12 protein-coding genes are annotated in these 16,261 nt (G+C 45.8%); 7 read left to right on the forward strand and 5 right to left on the reverse strand.

Annotation, left to right across the window (positions count from 1 at the left end):
* Positions 1–92 precede the first annotated feature (92 nt).
* Complete coding sequence (locus GA003_10940) at positions 93–860, forward strand: AsmA family protein (protein QXD26563.1); 768 nt, start codon at positions 93–95, stop codon at positions 858–860.
* A 31-nt stretch (positions 861–891) separates the two neighbouring features.
* On the opposite strand, the gene GA003_10945 is transcribed toward GA003_10940, so the two are convergent.
* Positions 892–1,275 (reverse strand): Hpt domain-containing protein, encoded by a 384-nt coding sequence (locus GA003_10945; GenBank protein QXD26564.1) that lies wholly within the window; start codon positions 1,273–1,275, stop codon positions 892–894.
* A gap of 212 nt (positions 1,276–1,487) precedes the next feature.
* On the opposite strand from GA003_10945, the gene recC reads away from it, so the two are divergent.
* Genes recC through recD form a run of 3 tightly spaced genes read left to right on the forward strand, consistent with a single transcriptional unit; the run spans position 1,488 to position 9,910 of the window.
* Positions 1,488–4,718, forward strand: a complete 3,231-nt coding sequence (gene recC, locus GA003_10950; GenBank protein QXD26565.1) for an exodeoxyribonuclease V subunit gamma — start codon at positions 1,488–1,490, stop codon at positions 4,716–4,718.
* A complete protein-coding gene (gene recB, locus GA003_10955) occupies positions 4,715–8,203 on the forward strand; it encodes an exodeoxyribonuclease V subunit beta (GenBank protein ID QXD26566.1) in 3,489 nt (1,162 codons plus the stop codon). Before recC ends, recB begins: the two co-directional genes overlap by 4 nt.
* A 3-nt stretch (positions 8,204–8,206) precedes the next feature.
* The gene (recD, locus tag GA003_10960; GenBank protein ID QXD26567.1) at positions 8,207–9,910 is read left to right on the forward strand and encodes an exodeoxyribonuclease V subunit alpha; all 1,704 of its coding nucleotides are present in this window, start codon (positions 8,207–8,209) and stop codon (positions 9,908–9,910) included.
* Positions 9,911–9,912: 2 nt separating this feature from the next.
* Here recD and GA003_10965 read toward each other — a convergent pair whose 3' ends face one another.
* Positions 9,913–10,263, reverse strand: coding sequence for a hypothetical protein (locus GA003_10965; GenBank protein ID QXD26568.1), 351 nt, complete (start codon positions 10,261–10,263; stop codon positions 9,913–9,915).
* 299 nt (positions 10,264–10,562) lie between these two features.
* Here GA003_10965 and GA003_10970 point away from each other — a divergent pair, with 299 nt between their 5' ends.
* Positions 10,563–11,063 carry a GNAT family N-acetyltransferase gene (locus GA003_10970; protein QXD26569.1) on the forward strand — a complete coding sequence of 167 codons (501 nt, stop codon included), beginning with the start codon at positions 10,563–10,565 and terminating at the stop codon, positions 11,061–11,063.
* Positions 11,064–11,070: 7 nt separating this feature from the next.
* On the opposite strand, the gene GA003_10975 is transcribed toward GA003_10970, so the two are convergent.
* Positions 11,071–12,291 (reverse strand): pyrophosphate--fructose-6-phosphate 1-phosphotransferase, encoded by a 1,221-nt coding sequence (locus GA003_10975; protein QXD26570.1) that lies wholly within the window; start codon positions 12,289–12,291, stop codon positions 11,071–11,073.
* A 133-nt stretch (positions 12,292–12,424) separates the two neighbouring features.
* On the reverse strand, positions 12,425–13,516 hold the full coding sequence (locus tag GA003_10980; GenBank protein QXD26571.1) for a cyclic nucleotide-binding domain-containing protein: 1,092 nt from the start codon (positions 13,514–13,516) through the stop codon (positions 12,425–12,427).
* Positions 13,517–13,653: 137 nt separating this feature from the next.
* Here GA003_10980 and GA003_10985 point away from each other — a divergent pair, with 137 nt between their 5' ends.
* Complete coding sequence (locus GA003_10985; protein QXD26572.1) at positions 13,654–14,547, forward strand: amidohydrolase family protein; 894 nt, start codon at positions 13,654–13,656, stop codon at positions 14,545–14,547.
* Positions 14,522–15,460 (forward strand): rhomboid family intramembrane serine protease, encoded by a 939-nt coding sequence (locus tag GA003_10990; protein ID QXD26573.1) that lies wholly within the window; start codon positions 14,522–14,524, stop codon positions 15,458–15,460. The genes GA003_10985 and GA003_10990 overlap by 26 nt, the downstream gene beginning before the upstream one ends.
* Here the strand turns inward: GA003_10990 and GA003_10995 are convergent.
* On the reverse strand, positions 15,449–16,150 hold the full coding sequence (locus tag GA003_10995) for a YjjG family noncanonical pyrimidine nucleotidase (protein ID QXD26574.1): 702 nt from the start codon (positions 16,148–16,150) through the stop codon (positions 15,449–15,451). The genes GA003_10990 and GA003_10995 overlap by 12 nt on opposite strands.
* Between the last annotated feature and the right edge of the window lie 111 nt (positions 16,151–16,261).

Here is a 16,261-nt window from a genome sequence, read left to right on the forward strand (position 1 = left end):
GTTAAGCTAAAAGGTTACATTTGTATTCCAACCTTAATTGGGAGCTTCGTTCTTAAACCACATACATTTCACGATCCAAACCTGTTCATTATATGAAAAAACTACTCGGTGCATTAGCAGTCCTCATCATTATTGGAGCCGTTGGCTTATTTATACTCTCTAAGTCCGCTGGAAAAATCATTCAGAAAGGAGTCGTAACAGTGGGTCCGGAAATTGCCCAAGTAGATATAGAACTAGCCGGAGCTGACATCTCCTTCCTTTCGGGGGCAGGAGAACTTAGAGGACTCAAAGTGCACAATCCGGAAGGTTATGACGGAGATCACGCCTTTTATGCAGATCATTTATCATTAGACGTACAACCCATGTCCGTCTTGTCCGATAAGATTGTGATCGATGAAATATTAATTATCGGTCCAGACATCCAATTTGAACAGCGCCTCAAATCAAGTAACCTGAATCAGATTCAAGCCAATGTGCAGGAGTCCCTCGGATCGTCCGAAGCACAAGAGGCTGAGGAGGCTGGAGGAAAGAAATTGGAAATTAAGCGCTTCGTCCTCCAAGATGCCAAAGTTGGCGTAGGAGTTGGAACTAAGCCTATCAGCATTACAATTCCCACAATTGAACTGACAGATCTCGGAAGCGGAGAAGAAGGAATTACAGCCGGAGAAGTCATCGGTGTAATGATGACAGAAGTAACCACTCAAATCATTGCTGAAATAGCCAAGAATCCGGAATTCTTACTTCAAACAGGGGGTGACCTCCTCAAAGGAGTCGGTGACTCTGGTGGCAATGCCCTTAAACAACTGGTCGGCCTATTCGGTGGTGGATCTTCTGACGAAGACAAAGAGGAAGACAAATAAATCAACCCCTCAAACCTTGTAGTATCAAAGCTTAGCGCTTCGAATCTACAACCATGTCCAAATGGACCAAAAAGTGGGAGAAATTCTCCTGAACATTGGCCAATGCATTGGAAAGAGTTCCGAAATCTCCGGGTGCGTCGGGATTTGCCAGATGCTCAATTTCAGCTGACTGTTGACTGATTAATGCCCCACCGAAAATACGGGTGGATGACTTCAGTGTGTGAGCTGAACGTTGCAGCAGAGCCAAGTCCTCTGAACGAAAGGAACTGATGATGGCGTCTACCAACGCTTGACCTTCACTGTGAATATCGGCGACGAGTTCTTCTAATATGTCTACCTCTCCAACACAGACTTCTTCGTAAAATTGTTCGAATTCTGGACGGTTAAGTATCTCGGTAGAGTTGCTGGTAATCATGGTATGAATGTTTTTCTTTAGAGGAGGTTTATGCGAATAGTGCTCAATCTAAAACCATAAGAAGCTTCGTGTAACAACTCCGATAGATAAGTTTATAGGAATTTTACGAATCCTATTTTCGAGATAATGAGGGCATTTTAGCGTTCTCTTCCCTGAAGAATTCCAAAGAATGAAAGCTCAATCCTTGACCCACTAGCGATTCTAATAACCCGATGGCTTCTAAGCACCCTGGTATCCAGCTTTTTCTTTCCAATCGTTTGGAGAATCTGGCAGATGCCTTAGTCACTCAAATGGGCGAGAACCCAGGCCATCCGATGAGGCCAGACACCCTATTGATTCAGAATCGTGGGATGGCTAGATGGTTAAACCTTCGGATTGCAGATCAAACAGGTATTCAGATGAATACTCGGTTCGTATATCCAAGATCCTTAATAGAAGATCTTCTGAATGGAGCCTTTCGAGTAGAGGCTAATGATACTCAGAGTCAGTTTTCGCAAGAGGTGCTATTCTGGAAAATTTATCATTCCTTACCTCGGTGGTCGAAGCACCCAAAATCTTTCTTATTAAAACGTTACTTGGCCTCCAACACCGAAGAGACGTCCTTTCTCCGACGTTACCAATTGGCAGCCAAGATTGCCCAACATTTTGACCAGCTACAAAATTACCGCCCTGACCTGGTGCGAAGCTGGATGAAACAGAAGGAGCCTGAAGATTGGAGAGCTGTCATCTGGAAGAACCTGACCGACAAAGCTGGGGAAAGACCCCCAGCACAGCTTTACCAAGAATTTTCAAGAGAAGCAGAAAAGCTGGATAAACGACCATCGAAGTGGCCGGATCAAATTCACATCTTTGCAGTTTCGTCATTACCCCCAACCTACATCGATCTCATTAAAACAGTAGCTCAGTGGCTACCGGTTAATATTTACCTGACCCAACCGTCACCTCTCTATTGGGGGGATCAGCTATCCAAAAAGAAACTTTTAAATGCCACGCAAACACCCGAAAAAACCGGGCACGGGCTATTGGGTAACCTGGGCCGGCAAGGACAAGATTTCCTGAATACCTTGATCGATGCAGAAGTCTTTGCTCATGATGACTCCGAATTTTTTGAAGCCCCTGGGCGAACTCATTTATTGCAGCAATTGCAAACCGACCTTTACCAGCTAGCACCTCCCAGTACCTCCAAACAGGAAACTGACGGAATCGGAATTCAGATAAAAAATTGCCACTCCGAAAGGCGCGAGATCGAGGTACTCAAAGATGTACTTCTGCAAAGATTCCAAGAAGACAAAGAACTTAAGCCTGATCAAATCGTCATCATGGCTCCCAATATAGAGGACTATGCAGCTTCTATTCGCTCGGTGTTTGGCGCGGATCGGAATTCCAAAGTCACACTCCCCTACTCTATTGCTGATTACAGTTCTCGATCTTCAAGCTCAGTAGCCCACGCAGTCCTAGCCTTACTCGAACTTCTACAAGGCCGATTTACTGCAAACGATGTAATGACCTTTGTTAATCTTCCCGCAGTCAGCGATAGTTTTGAGATTGGCCGAAAGGATATACACATACTTCGTACCTGGATTGAGGATACGAGCATCAGATGGGGAATAGACGGGAAGCATCGAGTATCTGCATCCGGCACTTTCTTTGAACAGTATGCCTGGCAACCAGGTATAGACCGTCTCATTTCCGGCAGTTGTATTCACCCCGATGAAACATCTGACTGGGATCCACTTCTTCCACATCCTCATATCGAAGGAAGCTCACTGGAGTTGTTGAACCGTTTTCTCGAATTGTGGCAATTCTTAGAACGAAACCAGACATTAGCCACGCAAGTACAACGCATTTCAAGCTGGTTGGAAACGATCAAGGAAATGATCACCTTCCTGTTTACTCGCCTGGATGCACACTATGAAGAATGTCAGTCCCTCTTGGATTTACTTTCAACACTGAGCCAAGAAATTGAAGTCGCCAAGGCGGACGACTCCTGCGACCTCAAAGTCATTCAAAACATCCTGGAAGATCGTTTAGCAAAGGATATTCAGGCCGGCAGCTTTTTCACCGGCAGCATCACCTTTTGCAGCATGATGCCGATGAGAAATGTCCCAGCTAAATTTATTGGACTACTGGGAATGCGGGAAGATGCGTATCCTCGGCAGGAAATAAAAACGGAATTCAGTCAATGCCCTGACGGACCGAGAAATGGAGATCGATCACAAAGAGAAGACGACCGGTATTTGTTTCTCGAATCCATTCTCGCAGCAAGAAGTCAGTTATATATTTCATATACTGGAATCGATAGTCAGACGCTCAATGAAGAGCCCGCATCCATTATAGTTGAAGAATTATTAGATACCCTGGATGATTACTATCGTTTTCCCAATGAGGAATCAGCACGCCAAGCCCTGGTAAAAACGGAACCTCTTCAAGCATTCAGTCCAAGTAATTTTGAAGAGGATGCTTCTCAAAGCTTTTCAGAAGAAAACCTGAGAGCAGCTCAAACCATGATTCAACCCCATTCAGTGAGTGAAGGTTTGAATATCCAATCCTCTTCAGAGGCACCCAACTACCCAGATTCAGTCTCAATCGATCAATTAAAAAAGTTCTTTTTGAATCCTAGCCAGTATTGGCTCTCCGAAATATTAGAAACCAATTTCCCGTATAATACTCAAAGCTTGGAGGATAGTGAGCCTATCGAACCAAACAGCCTGGAGGTATACCAATGGGGTGAAGCCATCCTCAATGATCCTGACATTCTTTCAGGCAAGAGTGAGTATAAGTTAGAGTCATTACTACCCGTCGGTGCACTAGGCAAACTGGCCTATGAACGGCTAGCCCCACAGTTGAGTAAACTTTTGGAGCAATGGAAGGCTCTTCCTTCCGGAGAACCGGTGACAGTTCAACTAGACCAACAACTCGAAGAATTACATATTTCTGGAGCGATTGCTGGCGCGACAAATCGTAATTACAAGCACATGCGATTTGGTAAGATCCGCAGCGCAGATATTTTATCCGGATGGATCCGACACCTGTTTCTTTGTCAGCATTTGGAGGCGACCGAATTTAAAACGCATCTGATCGGTAAGGAGGCCACCTATTCCTTTGAGCGAGCCCAGGAGCCAGAAAAGCATCTTCTGGATCTCAAAAGATTATTCTTCCAGGGCCACTCAACCCCACTCCCATTCTTTGTACAAGCAGCTTATACTTTTTCCAAAGCCAGCCTACGCCCTTCTCCGCGGGCGAGGAAGACACCCATAGACCTTGCCTATGGAGAATTCACCAAGTGGGTGGAGCTTCCCTTCCTAATTCAAGGAGAGGCCTACAATCGATATAACCAATTGTGCTTTCCCGATCCCACAGAAGCATTAGCAGCGGATTTTGAAGACATTGCACTCAAGGTTTTTGGCCCAGCAATCGAACACATGGAAGGAGGTCTTCCATGATAGATCGAGAATTCCAAATCACTTCGACTCCGGTAATCCCAGGAATTACATTCCTTGAAGCAAGTGCTGGAACAGGAAAGACCTATACCATTTCTAGGTTGGTGGTTCGGCTCATCGCAGAAAAGAATCTGACGATTTCCAACATACTGGTAATGACTTTCACTGAAGCGGCAACCAAGGAGCTAAAAGACAGGATTCGGAAAGCGGTTCAGGAAACCCTTCAAGGACTGACTCAACCTGAAACAACCGATCTGCTCGCTAAACAATACCAGGAAACGCCGGATGAGCTGATCGAAATCGCTAAACGGTTAAGGACAGCCTTAGCGACCTTTGATGAGGCAGCCATTTTTACGATCCACGGGTTTTGCCATCGAACCTTGAGCGAGTTTGCCTTCGAAGGAAACCGATTATTCGAAGCTACCCTGATTAAGGAACCTACTCCACTATGGAGAGAATCGGTTCATGACTACTGGAGGAAAAGCTTTTACGAAAGTGATGGATTCATTTCTTCCGTGCTTCAACACCATAGACAAACTCCTGAAACGGTTCTTAGTGACCTACTAACAACCAATAGGCATCCTCTGATTGAAGTTCTACCGACTACTAGTAATGCGGAGTATCAGAACACAATTGAAGCCCTGCGCGATACCTGGGCTGATCTCAAAGTCTGTCTCGAAAAAGAACGAACAGTTGTTCAGGAAGTTCTAGAACAAGGTGCTGTATTCAAAAAATCCCTGCGCGATTCAATTCCCGAGATCCAAAGGACCATTCAAGATCATTTCCCTGCCAGCCCTAATCCAAGTTGGCTCAACACTATCCAGGCACTTGCGACGTCGAATCTTCAATCGCAGTTCATGCAGCGGCACCAAGATACGCCCTTAACCGCGACGTTTTTTGAAATATGCGAAACATGGAATGCCCTGGTTATACAATTCCTCCACCAGCATCTCTTTCATTCTATCGGTCAAGTTCGGGAATCATTTGCTCATACAAAAGAAACCGAGAACTTGCTAACCTTCGATGACCTGCTACCAGCTATCCTTAGCAATCTGGAAACAGAAAATGGTAGTCGCTTACAAGGACGCATTCAGGGAACCTACCAAGCGGCCTTGATCGATGAATTCCAAGACACTGATCCTCGGCAGACAGAGATGTTCAGAAGACTATTCGTTTCACCTGAACACTTCCTCTTTCTTATCGGTGACCCCAAACAAGCCATATACAAATTTCGCGGAGCGGATATCTTTAGCTACCTGAATGCCAGGTCTCTAGCAAAAGACAATTATACACTGTCAAAGAATTGGCGATCCGACCCCAAACTCATCGAGGCGGTAAATGGATTATTCTCTCTTTCAGGAATGCCTTTTCTCTTCGAAGAAATTGCATTCTTAAAATCTTCAGCAGCGCTGGAGGGAGGCAATTTCACCATCAAGGAGCAATTACCAGAATTACCCTTAAAATTTTGTTACCTTGAATCCAAAGATGCCAAAGCCATCAACAATGTTTCCGCAAAGGAAACCATTCGCACTGCGGTCACCCAAGAAATACTCAGATTGCTTGGTGGATCAGCCCAATTAAAAGGAAAGAATGTAGAGCCATCAGATATCGCTATACTTTCCCGATCCAATCGTGAAGCGCATGAACTGAGAATGGTATTATCGGAAAATGGAATACCTTCTGTTATTTACTCGGATCAGACGGTATTTGAAACGGAGGACGCTTCCATCTTTCAAATATTACTCAACTGCCTTTTAGAACCCAGTCGTATGGATTGGATCAGAGGCCTCTATGTAACGTCATGGTTTAACTGGTCAGCAAAGACCGTATCGGAGCACAATTGGACGGAAATCCAAGAACACTTTTTTGCACTTCATAGGCGCTGGCAAGAGGTCGGCATATTGAAAGCGCTAGATGAATGGATCAGTTGGAGTGACATCAAGACCGCCCTACTAAGTCAGGTTGGAGGGGAAAGAAACCTGACTAATCTTTTACATTTGGTCGAACTGGTGAGCAAGGCCGAATTGGACATGAAGCTCAGCCCAATGCCACTTCTAGAATGGGTTTCCAAATCCATGACGGATCCAGACAAAGAACGAGATGACTTCATCACTCGTTTAGAAAGCGATGACCAAGCGGTACAAATTGTAACCATTCATAAAAGCAAGGGACTTCAATACCCAATCGTGTTCGTACCTTTCGCATGGAATGCCCCATTCAGTCGCAGTAATGATGCTTGGATATACCACAAACAAAAGCATGAGGGCCGACTGGTCTACGACAACAGGTCAGACCCCGATCATGAGGATGAAATTCAATATAGGAAAGAAGAGCTCTCAGATGGAGTTCGATTGCTCTACGTAGCTCTTACACGAGCTGAAAACTGCTGCTACCTGTTCTGGGGACATTTCAAGAACCAGGAAAACTCATCGATTGGCCACTTGTTGGGTTTAGGTAATCTAACAACTGAACCACAATATGGGAGCACCGAAGAAGCTCTTGAGGCCTTAAAATCAAAATCGCTCCCCGGTTTGGAGATACTGGACACGAAAGTAATGGCAGAACCGTCATCCTCAAGCTTCAGTCGCTACGAAGAAGTGGGTAAGCTGAAATGCAATAAGCTCAGCAGGACTATTGATCGAGGTTTTCAGATCTCCAGCTTCTCCTCCTTGGCAACCGGCTTTAGAGAAGCGATTGACGAGAGTGTCACAGAGGATGAAGAAGGCATCAAATTGACGGAAGATGAAGAGAGCACTCCTTCCATATATTCCTTACCTAAAGGAACCGTAGCTGGGAATTTAGTGCACGATGTATTGGAACTTTGTGACTTCACGGATCCTGATACGTTAAATTCGGCTATAAAAAAGGTGGGGCAATCCTCCTTAATAAAGGACCCATGGCTGCCCATTATGGAGACACACCTTGAGCAACTTCTTAGAACTCCCCTTCCCCATCCGCAGGGCAATATTCAATTATCCAAAATAGAACCTAAGCAATGTTTGAAGGAAAGCGAATTTCATTTTCCTACTCGAACTACCTCTACTCGGGAACTACTTAACTACTTTAAATCGAAAGCTGGAGATAACTTTGGATCTGCACTTCCCGAAATAGAAAACTGGAACGAATACCGTCTGAATGGCTTTCTCAGAGGCTTCATTGATCTCCTGTTCGAATGGGAAGGAAAATACTACATACTCGACTGGAAATCGAATTGGTTGGGCAACCAGGCAGAGGACTACGACCAAGAGGCCATGACTCATGCCATCGCCCATCATGCTTATTTCCTACAGTATTACCTCTATACCCTCGCGACAGTAAGGTATCTCCAACTCCGCCTTCCTAAATTCGATTACGAGAAGGACTTTGGAGGCGTCTTTTATCTATTCGTAAGAGGAATAGATCCAAACCACCCAGGGTCAGGTGTATACTTTGATCGACCAGAACTCAGGGCTATTCAAGAACTGGATACTCTTTTCCAAAAGAATTAAACCGTGGCTACTTTTGATCATAATCCATCACTAAATACGCTTGACCTGTCAGTGGGACGTTTACTCAGAGCACGTTCAAAAGATGATTCTGAAATAGTCGAGTTAGCAGGATCACTTACAAGCCATGCGCTCCGGCAAGGCCACGTCTGCTTGGATCTAGATGAGCTACAGAATTCCATCCCCCTAGAATATTCTAAATCAGATAGCTTAAAAGATATATCCCCCAAGCTCCGAAGTCATACTTCCGTCGGAAGCGAAAGCCACACCACACGTCCCCTTATATTATCCAAAGCTAACAAACTTTATTTTCATCGTTACTGGCACTACGAACAAAAGCTCATCAAAGCCATACAGGATAGAATCCAATGCACACCAGACAAGGATTCAAAAGAGATAGCCATTACGGATTCGTTAGGAAATGATCAAAAGCGTGCAGTCAGGTTAGCAACCCAATCCCTGCTCACTCTAATCTCCGGCGGTCCAGGCACAGGTAAAACTACGACCGTCCTGTACGTCCTCGCATCCCTCCAAGAAAGAAATAAGGACGAACCCTTAAAGATCGCTTTGGCTGCCCCCACAGGAAAAGCCGCTCAGCGAATACAAGAATCGCTCGAATCAGGATTAGAGAAACTGCCCCTATCAGAAGCTTCCAAGGATCAGATCACGACAAGCGCCTCTACCATTCATCGGCTACTTGGCTACAAAAGAAACTCCTCCCAGTTCCAACACAATGAAAACAATCCCCTCCCCTTTGATGTAGTCATTGTAGACGAGGCATCGATGCTCGACCTTCTACTGTTCACAAAACTATTGGGCGCCCTTAAAACTGAGACTCGTCTTATTCTATTGGGAGACAGCCATCAACTTTCCAGCGTAGAAGCAGGATCGATCTTCGGAGATCTCATGGTAGCCAGTCATTCCAATCAAAACCTTGGAAAGCACACCGTAGAATTGAAAGAAAATTTTCGATTCGGAAATGACAGCAAACTGTACCAAGCCTGCGAATACATTAAGCATGGTAAAAGCGAACAGACCTTGGCACTCTTAGAGGAAGGCTCTGAGAATCTAACATCGAAGACACTCCCATCGAACAATCGATTAATATCTGAATTAGAGCAGTCTTTTGCAGATCACTTTGTATCCCTTACGCAATTAACTGATCCTCAAATAGCATTAAATGCTTTGTCGAACACCTGTCTCCTTACACCTCTAAGGAAGGGACCTTACGGCGTGGAAGGATTAAACCAAGCCATGGAGACCCTCGTTAGGAACCGCCTCCAAACGTTGGATAAGCAGCGACACTTCAATGGACAGCCGATTCTGGTAACGGCAAACAGTTACACCCAGGGCCTTTTCAATGGGGATCTTGGGATCATAATGCAGGCAGAAGACGAGCCTGACTCTTTATTCGCTTACTTCCCGGACGAAAACGAAGAAACCAAACGGCACCCACTTTCAGCCCTGCCGGCTTTTGAATCCGCTTACGCTTTTACCGTTCACAAATCCCAAGGGTCGGAGTATAAAAATGTAGTCCTCATACTTCCTTCAATTGAATCTCCAATCCTCAGCCAGGAACTGATTTACACGGCCATTTCTCGCAGTCGAAACAGAGCAGAGATTTGGGGAGAGACAGAGTCATTAAAAATGGCGATTAATAATCCGACCAGACGAACCTCTGGCATTCTAGACTACTTAACCGCTCACTAAGCTCAGGAAACTTGCTTTAGTATCTGAGCAAAATCCGAGTGATCCCTTATCTTCTTGAGAGCCTTTTGAGTAAGTGTTTTTCCTGGCTCCATTCGGTGCCATGTCGATGCACCCGATGGATGAGGTAATGGAATTAGAGTGAATGAAGCTCCGTATAATTCGGCCTGGAATGATTGACCGATAACCTCTGTTAATTTCCCAAAATCAAGAAATTGCTGAATAGCCAATTTACCCACCGGAATTAACAAACTAGGTTTCATTAGCTTGAGTTCTTCCTTCAACCACTGAGCGCAATTCTCAATTTCTGTAGCATCGGGAACCCGATCGCCTGGCCGTAGTTGACCAACTCTCAAAGAGCGATTCTCCCTTTGAAAGAAAAGTTGCAGCCCTCATTCAGGCGGACCTAAAGGCAGATGAGTAAATTAGATAGGCTGCAATCGATCATGATCAAAACAGTCATCGTTCTTTGTGTCTTATTTGCACCTTACTTCTTTAGCGGCTAATGAGCCCGATACGGTTGGTGTAACAAAAGGAACTTCGATTGGATCTTCATACCAAAAAATTGGACCTTTAACAGCTTCGAGGTTGAATCCTCAATTCTCTCCGATCACCGTCTGATCAAAGCCGACTTATGCATACCACTTGTTGAGCCATGACAATTCGCACAGCACTTGAAACCGATCTCCAAGCGATTGTAGATATCTACAACCAGGCAGTTAGCTTGGGCAACGCAACTGCAGATACTGAACCGACGAACATTGAGTCCAAGCGAAGATGGCTGGCCGCACATTCAGTAGACCAACATCCGGTTTATGTAGAAGAATCAGAAGGGGTTGTTCGGGGCTGGTGTAGTTTAAGTCCGTATCGAGCAGGCAGAAAAGCTCTTCGATATACAGCGGAGATCAGCTATTACGTAGACAACCAATGCCAAAGACAGGGCATTGCATCACGCATGATTGAACACGCCATGCAAGATTGCTCACGACTGAATATTAAAACACTCTTTGCAATCATCCTCGATACGAACCAAGGGAGTATATCCCTCTTAAAGAAGTTCGGATTTGAAGAATGGGCTTACATGCCTGGAGTCGCTGATTTCGACGGAGCCGAATGCGGTCACACTTATCTGGGCAAGCGAGTAGAGAGAATCTAGAGTCAAATTAGTGACTTACCTGGGCTCCCTTAGCTTGCCCGATGGAAGCCAGAAGCTCTTCAAACCAAGCTTGATCAATATCAAAGGGTTTTCCACCTGCGATACGATCGAATTCAATGGCCCTCAGAATGTCGTTTTGATCCTCATCGTGCCCAATCACACCACCATCCCGACGGATGGCACAATCAACAGCCAGGTCGGTGCATGATTTGATGAGACGAAGATCCTCAGCATTGGCTGCTGCTGCTCGACTGTAGTACCCGCTTTTTTGCACTAGCACTTTTTCGACATTGAGCTTGGCAGCAAATTGCTTGGCAAACCACTGACCGGGATTCACAGCATCGAGTTTGGGATGACCGAAAGCATCGCGCGGTACCTCTTCTCCACGTGCTTCCATCTCAGCAATGATAGAATCCACACCAGCCCCTTCGCTGATAAATATATTAACATTGTCGATGCGATCCATGATCTCACCCAGTCGCTTCACCTCGGCATCAATATCCAAATCCATTTCTGGGACGAAGACCGCGTGAACATCTTTTCGTTCTGAGGAGAGTCCTACATCAGGAACAAAGTCCATCCGTTCCAACCCTTTGCGGTAGTCGACCGCCGTTGCTGCGGTTAACCACCCACAATGGCGCCCCATGACTTCGTGAATGATCAGCATGCGAGGGTTTGCATTGTGCTCTGCAACTACGTTTTCAAAAAACCGCGCGCCTTCCTCTGCAGCTGTCCAAGCACCGAGACTCTGACGTATAGGAATTACGTCGTTGTCGATCGTCTTGGGAAGCCCAACTACGGTCAGGTCATAATCATGCTTCGCTAAGAATGCGGCTAAATCAGCAGCTGTTGTATTGGTATCATCTCCTCCAATGGTATGCAGCACATCGACGCCGTCTTTCTCCAATTGCTGGGCAGCCACTTCAAGTGGGTTCTGGCCTTCCTGGATCAATCCACGTTTCAAACAATCTTCCACATTCGTCAATTTAACACGGCTATTGCCAATAGGACTTCCTCCGTGACGATGCAGGATGCCCGCGTTTTTGCGAATATCAGGTGTAACGATAAAGCTATCACCGAGAAGTAATCCCTTATAGCCTGATCGGTAGCATAGAATCTCAATGTCTGGTGCTAACTCTGTATAACGTTCAATCAATCCACCCACGGATGATGATAGGCAAGGTGCAAGACCTCCGGCGGTAAGTAGTGCGACTTTTTTTACTGACATAAGAAATGAAGTTCTAAATCTAAAAGTGGATAAAAAACAAGCAGAGGAAATCGGAAAGCACAGTTTGTTAAACTCTGGCTAGCAATTGGGTGCCCTCATGAAAGAAAACAAGTGGAATAGGATCCAAAGATCTTTATTCGATAGGAATACGAATCGTAAAGGTAGTTCCCTTTCCGACTTCGGATGCGTAGGTCAGGCGACCATTGTGAGCTTCCACCACTGACTTGGCAATCGCTGCGCCAAGACCTGATCCCTCTTTGCCCCCTGGAGGAGCAGCAAAAGGTTCGAAAAGAAACTCGCGAACATCCTCTGGAATTCCTCGACCATTATCAGCAACCGAGAGAGCAAGTTCGTCATCTTTGGCACGTGCAAGTACTCGAATCCGACCATTGGTCTTGGTATCAACAGATTCAATCGCATTTTCGACGAGATTCTTGAGCACTCGGATCATCTTGTCCTGATCCATGGTGGCAGAGAGATCGTTATCGATGTATTCAATCGGACACGTTGCGGTCGATAGCATCTGTTCGTGCTTCACCTGAAATTTATCAAAGACATCTTTGAGAGGAACCATGATCTTCTTCAGGCTCTTGTAACCGTCAGAAAACGCAGTGATGTCCTCAGCTAAAGCCATGACGTAATTCGTTTGGCTCTTAATCAGGTCACACTGCTCTTGTGTTTTCTCATCGTCGTGCTGCTCGCTAATCATATAGGTAGCTAGTGAGATAATGGAAAAAGGATTGCGTAAATCGTGGACGATGGATCGGGTCATTTGGCCAACGGCTTGTAACTTTTCCTTTTGGATACGTTCCTGAAGATAATGATCAGTCGTCGTCTTCAGGTGAGTAGTCACATTATTGAGGACCTCCAACAGGAACGGTGAGGATTTCTTCAGAAAATCCATCAGTAGTGCTCCAGGGACTTCTCCAACTCGAACGTCGTTGCGTGCTTTCGCGCGTAATTTGCGGCCCTCGCCAGTGAGGATACCAAGTTCACCAAAGAAAGATCCTGCTTCAGCGGAACTCACCGGACTGTATTTTCCGGTATTTGTCTTTTTCAGAAAATCGACATCGCCTTCCAATAATAGATACAAGAGATTCGAAACGCTGTCTTCTTCGAAGATTACGGTTCCAGCCTTGTAGACTTGGATTTTTGAAGAAGCGACGACTTGCTCAGCACCGGATTTAGGAAACTTGGTAACGAAGGGATGCTTACGGATTTCCATGCGGTCTACAGGTTACTCTAAGGTGTTTGATGGGATGAATTTATGTAGGAAAACCAGGTTGCCTGGTTGGGTGAATACTAATTAGGACATTGTTGTAAATTCCGAGACATTTCTTTAAAGCTAATAATTTATTTTTTTTGAAAATAGTACCAAATACTTGGGATAGTCACGTCCATCTCTTTACCGAGGAGATGGCAGCGAATCCCTCCAACTGGGCAAAACAGCACCAGGAAGCGGTTTGGAGCGCATGCGTTGCCCCACCCAATCGCCCTTCGATTCAAGGGTGGTCCACACCTGACCAGTTGATAAGCGATATGGACGAAGCAGGTGTCGAAACGATTGTTCTTCAAGGTTGGTATTGGGAAACCATGAGTAGCTGCCGCCTGCAAAACCGATTTTACGCAGAGCTAATTCGACAATACCCAGATCGCATTCAAGCGTTCGCTACCCTACTCCCAACCGCTGAAAACCTGGAGGATGAACTGAAGTGGATACAAGAGAACGGATTTATAGGAATCGGTGAACTTCACCCACAAGCCCAGGGATTTACACTGCAGGATGAAAGTTGGCTAAAGCTACTAGACCTCATTCGTGACTGGAATTTTCCAATTAACTTTCACGTAACCGATCCTGATGTACCAGAACATCCAGGGAAAATAGAAACGCCGCTGCAAGATTATGTCAGCTTGGCATCTAATTGGCCTGACCTAACATTTATATTATCCCACCTGGGTGCACTCATCCCCTTGCGCAGTGAATTTTCTCATCAAATCGAATCCCTAAACAATCTATACTACGACTGCGCTGCCATCCCGCTTCTCTACGAAAAGCGCACCATAAAGAAGATATCGGAAAAAGTAGGAGCTCAACGACTCCTATTTGGATCAGACTATCCGCTGCGAGTTTTTCCAAGATTGCAGAAGGTGCCGGAATTCACCCGAAGTATTGATTTTGTTTGTGAGTCGGGATTGACAGATGAGCAACTCCGGCTCGTGTTGTCCCTCAATGCAAAACGGCTCTTCAGAATTTGAGGACTCAGAGCTTTGGGCCGAGGACGGACCCAGAGCCATCATCGAACTATTCCCCAACGTTCAAAAAGCTGATGAAGCGGGCCTTGCTATTCTAGCCGCTGGAAGTGTCTACTGGGTTTATCCTTATGAAGGCCAATATGCGCTCGTCGTTAAAAATGAAGAGGCCGTCCAACTGAAAAGGGAAATATCGATTTTCCAGAACAAGAATCGCTTTTGGCCTACTGTTTCACCTGATCTGGCGGAGAAGAGGATTAGCGCATTACCCACCTGGGCATTTCTATTTTTCCTGAGCTGCATATTCTACCTGCAAGGCACCTTTCCCCAGCTGAAGGATCTAGGAATGAATAGCAGTACCGCATTTCAGGAAAGCGCTCAGTGGTGGAGGATATTTACAGCTGCTACCTTGCACGCTGACTTAGGCCACTTAGTCGGAAATTTGTTCGGCCTCGGATTGTTTGGCTACTTTGCAGCGCGTTATTTGGGAAATGGATTAGGGTGGTTAAGCATACTTACTACAGCCGCACTCTCAAATCTGACCAACGTCTTCATACATTGGGACCATGCATTTTTATCGTTGGGCGCATCCACCGCCGTATTCTCAGCCCTGGGAATCGTAACCGGTTTTCCAATTGGCAATTATTTCAAATCCGGAGGAAAGATTGATCGTCGCCAATGGCTCATTCCCTTATCTGGCGGATTGATGCTTCTGGCATGGATGGGGGGCGGAAATTATCTGACCGATGTAGCCGGACACCTTTGGAGTTTTCTCTGGGGTTTATTAGCGGCGGCGGCTATGGGTAAAATGGGAACTCAAGCTGCTTTAAAGAAAACAGGACAATCTATCCTCCTTAGCTTCACTTGGGTGCTTTTGGCAGCCTGTTGGCTACTTGCCCTATCTAATTCAGGGCAATAGAGCATTCAACTCTTCAACGGACTCGATAGCATAGGCAGGTTTCGGAAATTGAAACGGCATGGTGGCATGGATCGGTCGAACCCAACAAAAATCAATCTCGGCATTGATGGCCCCTTGAAAGTCGGAGCTCACCGAATCCCCTACCATTAAAGTCTTATCTGCAGAGCAACCAGACTCCTCCAACGCTTTTTCAAATATTCCTATCCGCGGCTTCATAACCCCCGCCTCTTCTGAAATCTGAAAGGTGCTCAACAAGGGTTTTATCTCTAACGCATCTGCTCGCGGATGTTGGACCGAGGTTAATCCGTTGGTTACCAAGCCAACCTTATACCGTTTGAGCAAGGTTCGAAATGTCGTTTCTGCACCCGGCAACCATTTGGCAACCGCAGCCAGACCTTCCGCGAAACGTTTACCCAACTTGGCAGCATCCCCTCCTCTTAAACCAAAATGTCTGAGCACCCGTCTGGCTCGCTCTTGGCTCACGTGGCCAGGCTTGAGCTTTCCCGCTTCAACTTCATGCCAAATACTCAAATTGATTTTCCGAAATGCGGCGGCGTAGGTTTCATAATCAACTGCCTGGCGAAAATACTCCTCCCAGCAGATTTCCAGCGCATTCTCCTCTGAAGCCTCGAAATCGAGCAAGGTATGATCTACGTCAAAAAGGATGAGCTCATAGGGAAGTTCTGCCATTGCCAGAACCTTGATTGGCCCTCCGATGACACAGCAAGAATTTTCCATAAACCCGGCGCAGGGAAATAACCGAAAACAGAGTGGATAAGTAATTGGGAAAGAGAGTTTCAT

The organism is Opitutia bacterium ISCC 52 (assembly GCA_014529675.2).
Classification (GTDB): domain Bacteria; phylum Verrucomicrobiota; class Verrucomicrobiia; order Opitutales; family UBA2995; genus UBA2995.

What these genes read in the sequence shown, in the direction of transcription:
- recB (QXD26566.1), top strand. Translation starts at nt 4,715, where the DNA reads ATGATAGATCGAGAATTCCAAATCACTTCGACTCCGGTAATCCCAGGA.
- GA003_10980 (QXD26571.1), bottom strand. Translation starts at nt 13,516, where the DNA reads ATGGAAATCCGTAAGCATCCCTTCGTTACCAAGTTTCCTAAATCCGGT.
- GA003_10975 (QXD26570.1), bottom strand. Translation starts at nt 12,291, where the DNA reads ATGTCAGTAAAAAAAGTCGCACTACTTACCGCCGGAGGTCTTGCACCT.
- GA003_10970 (QXD26569.1), top strand. Translation starts at nt 10,563, where the DNA reads ATGACAATTCGCACAGCACTTGAAACCGATCTCCAAGCGATTGTAGAT.
- recC (QXD26565.1), top strand. Translation starts at nt 1,488, where the DNA reads ATGGCTTCTAAGCACCCTGGTATCCAGCTTTTTCTTTCCAATCGTTTG.
- GA003_10990 (QXD26573.1), top strand. Translation starts at nt 14,522, where the DNA reads ATGCAAAACGGCTCTTCAGAATTTGAGGACTCAGAGCTTTGGGCCGAG.
- GA003_10995 (QXD26574.1), bottom strand. Translation starts at nt 16,150, where the DNA reads ATGGCAGAACTTCCCTATGAGCTCATCCTTTTTGACGTAGATCATACC.
- GA003_10940 (QXD26563.1), top strand. Translation starts at nt 93, where the DNA reads ATGAAAAAACTACTCGGTGCATTAGCAGTCCTCATCATTATTGGAGCC.
- GA003_10945 (QXD26564.1), bottom strand. Translation starts at nt 1,275, where the DNA reads ATGATTACCAGCAACTCTACCGAGATACTTAACCGTCCAGAATTCGAA.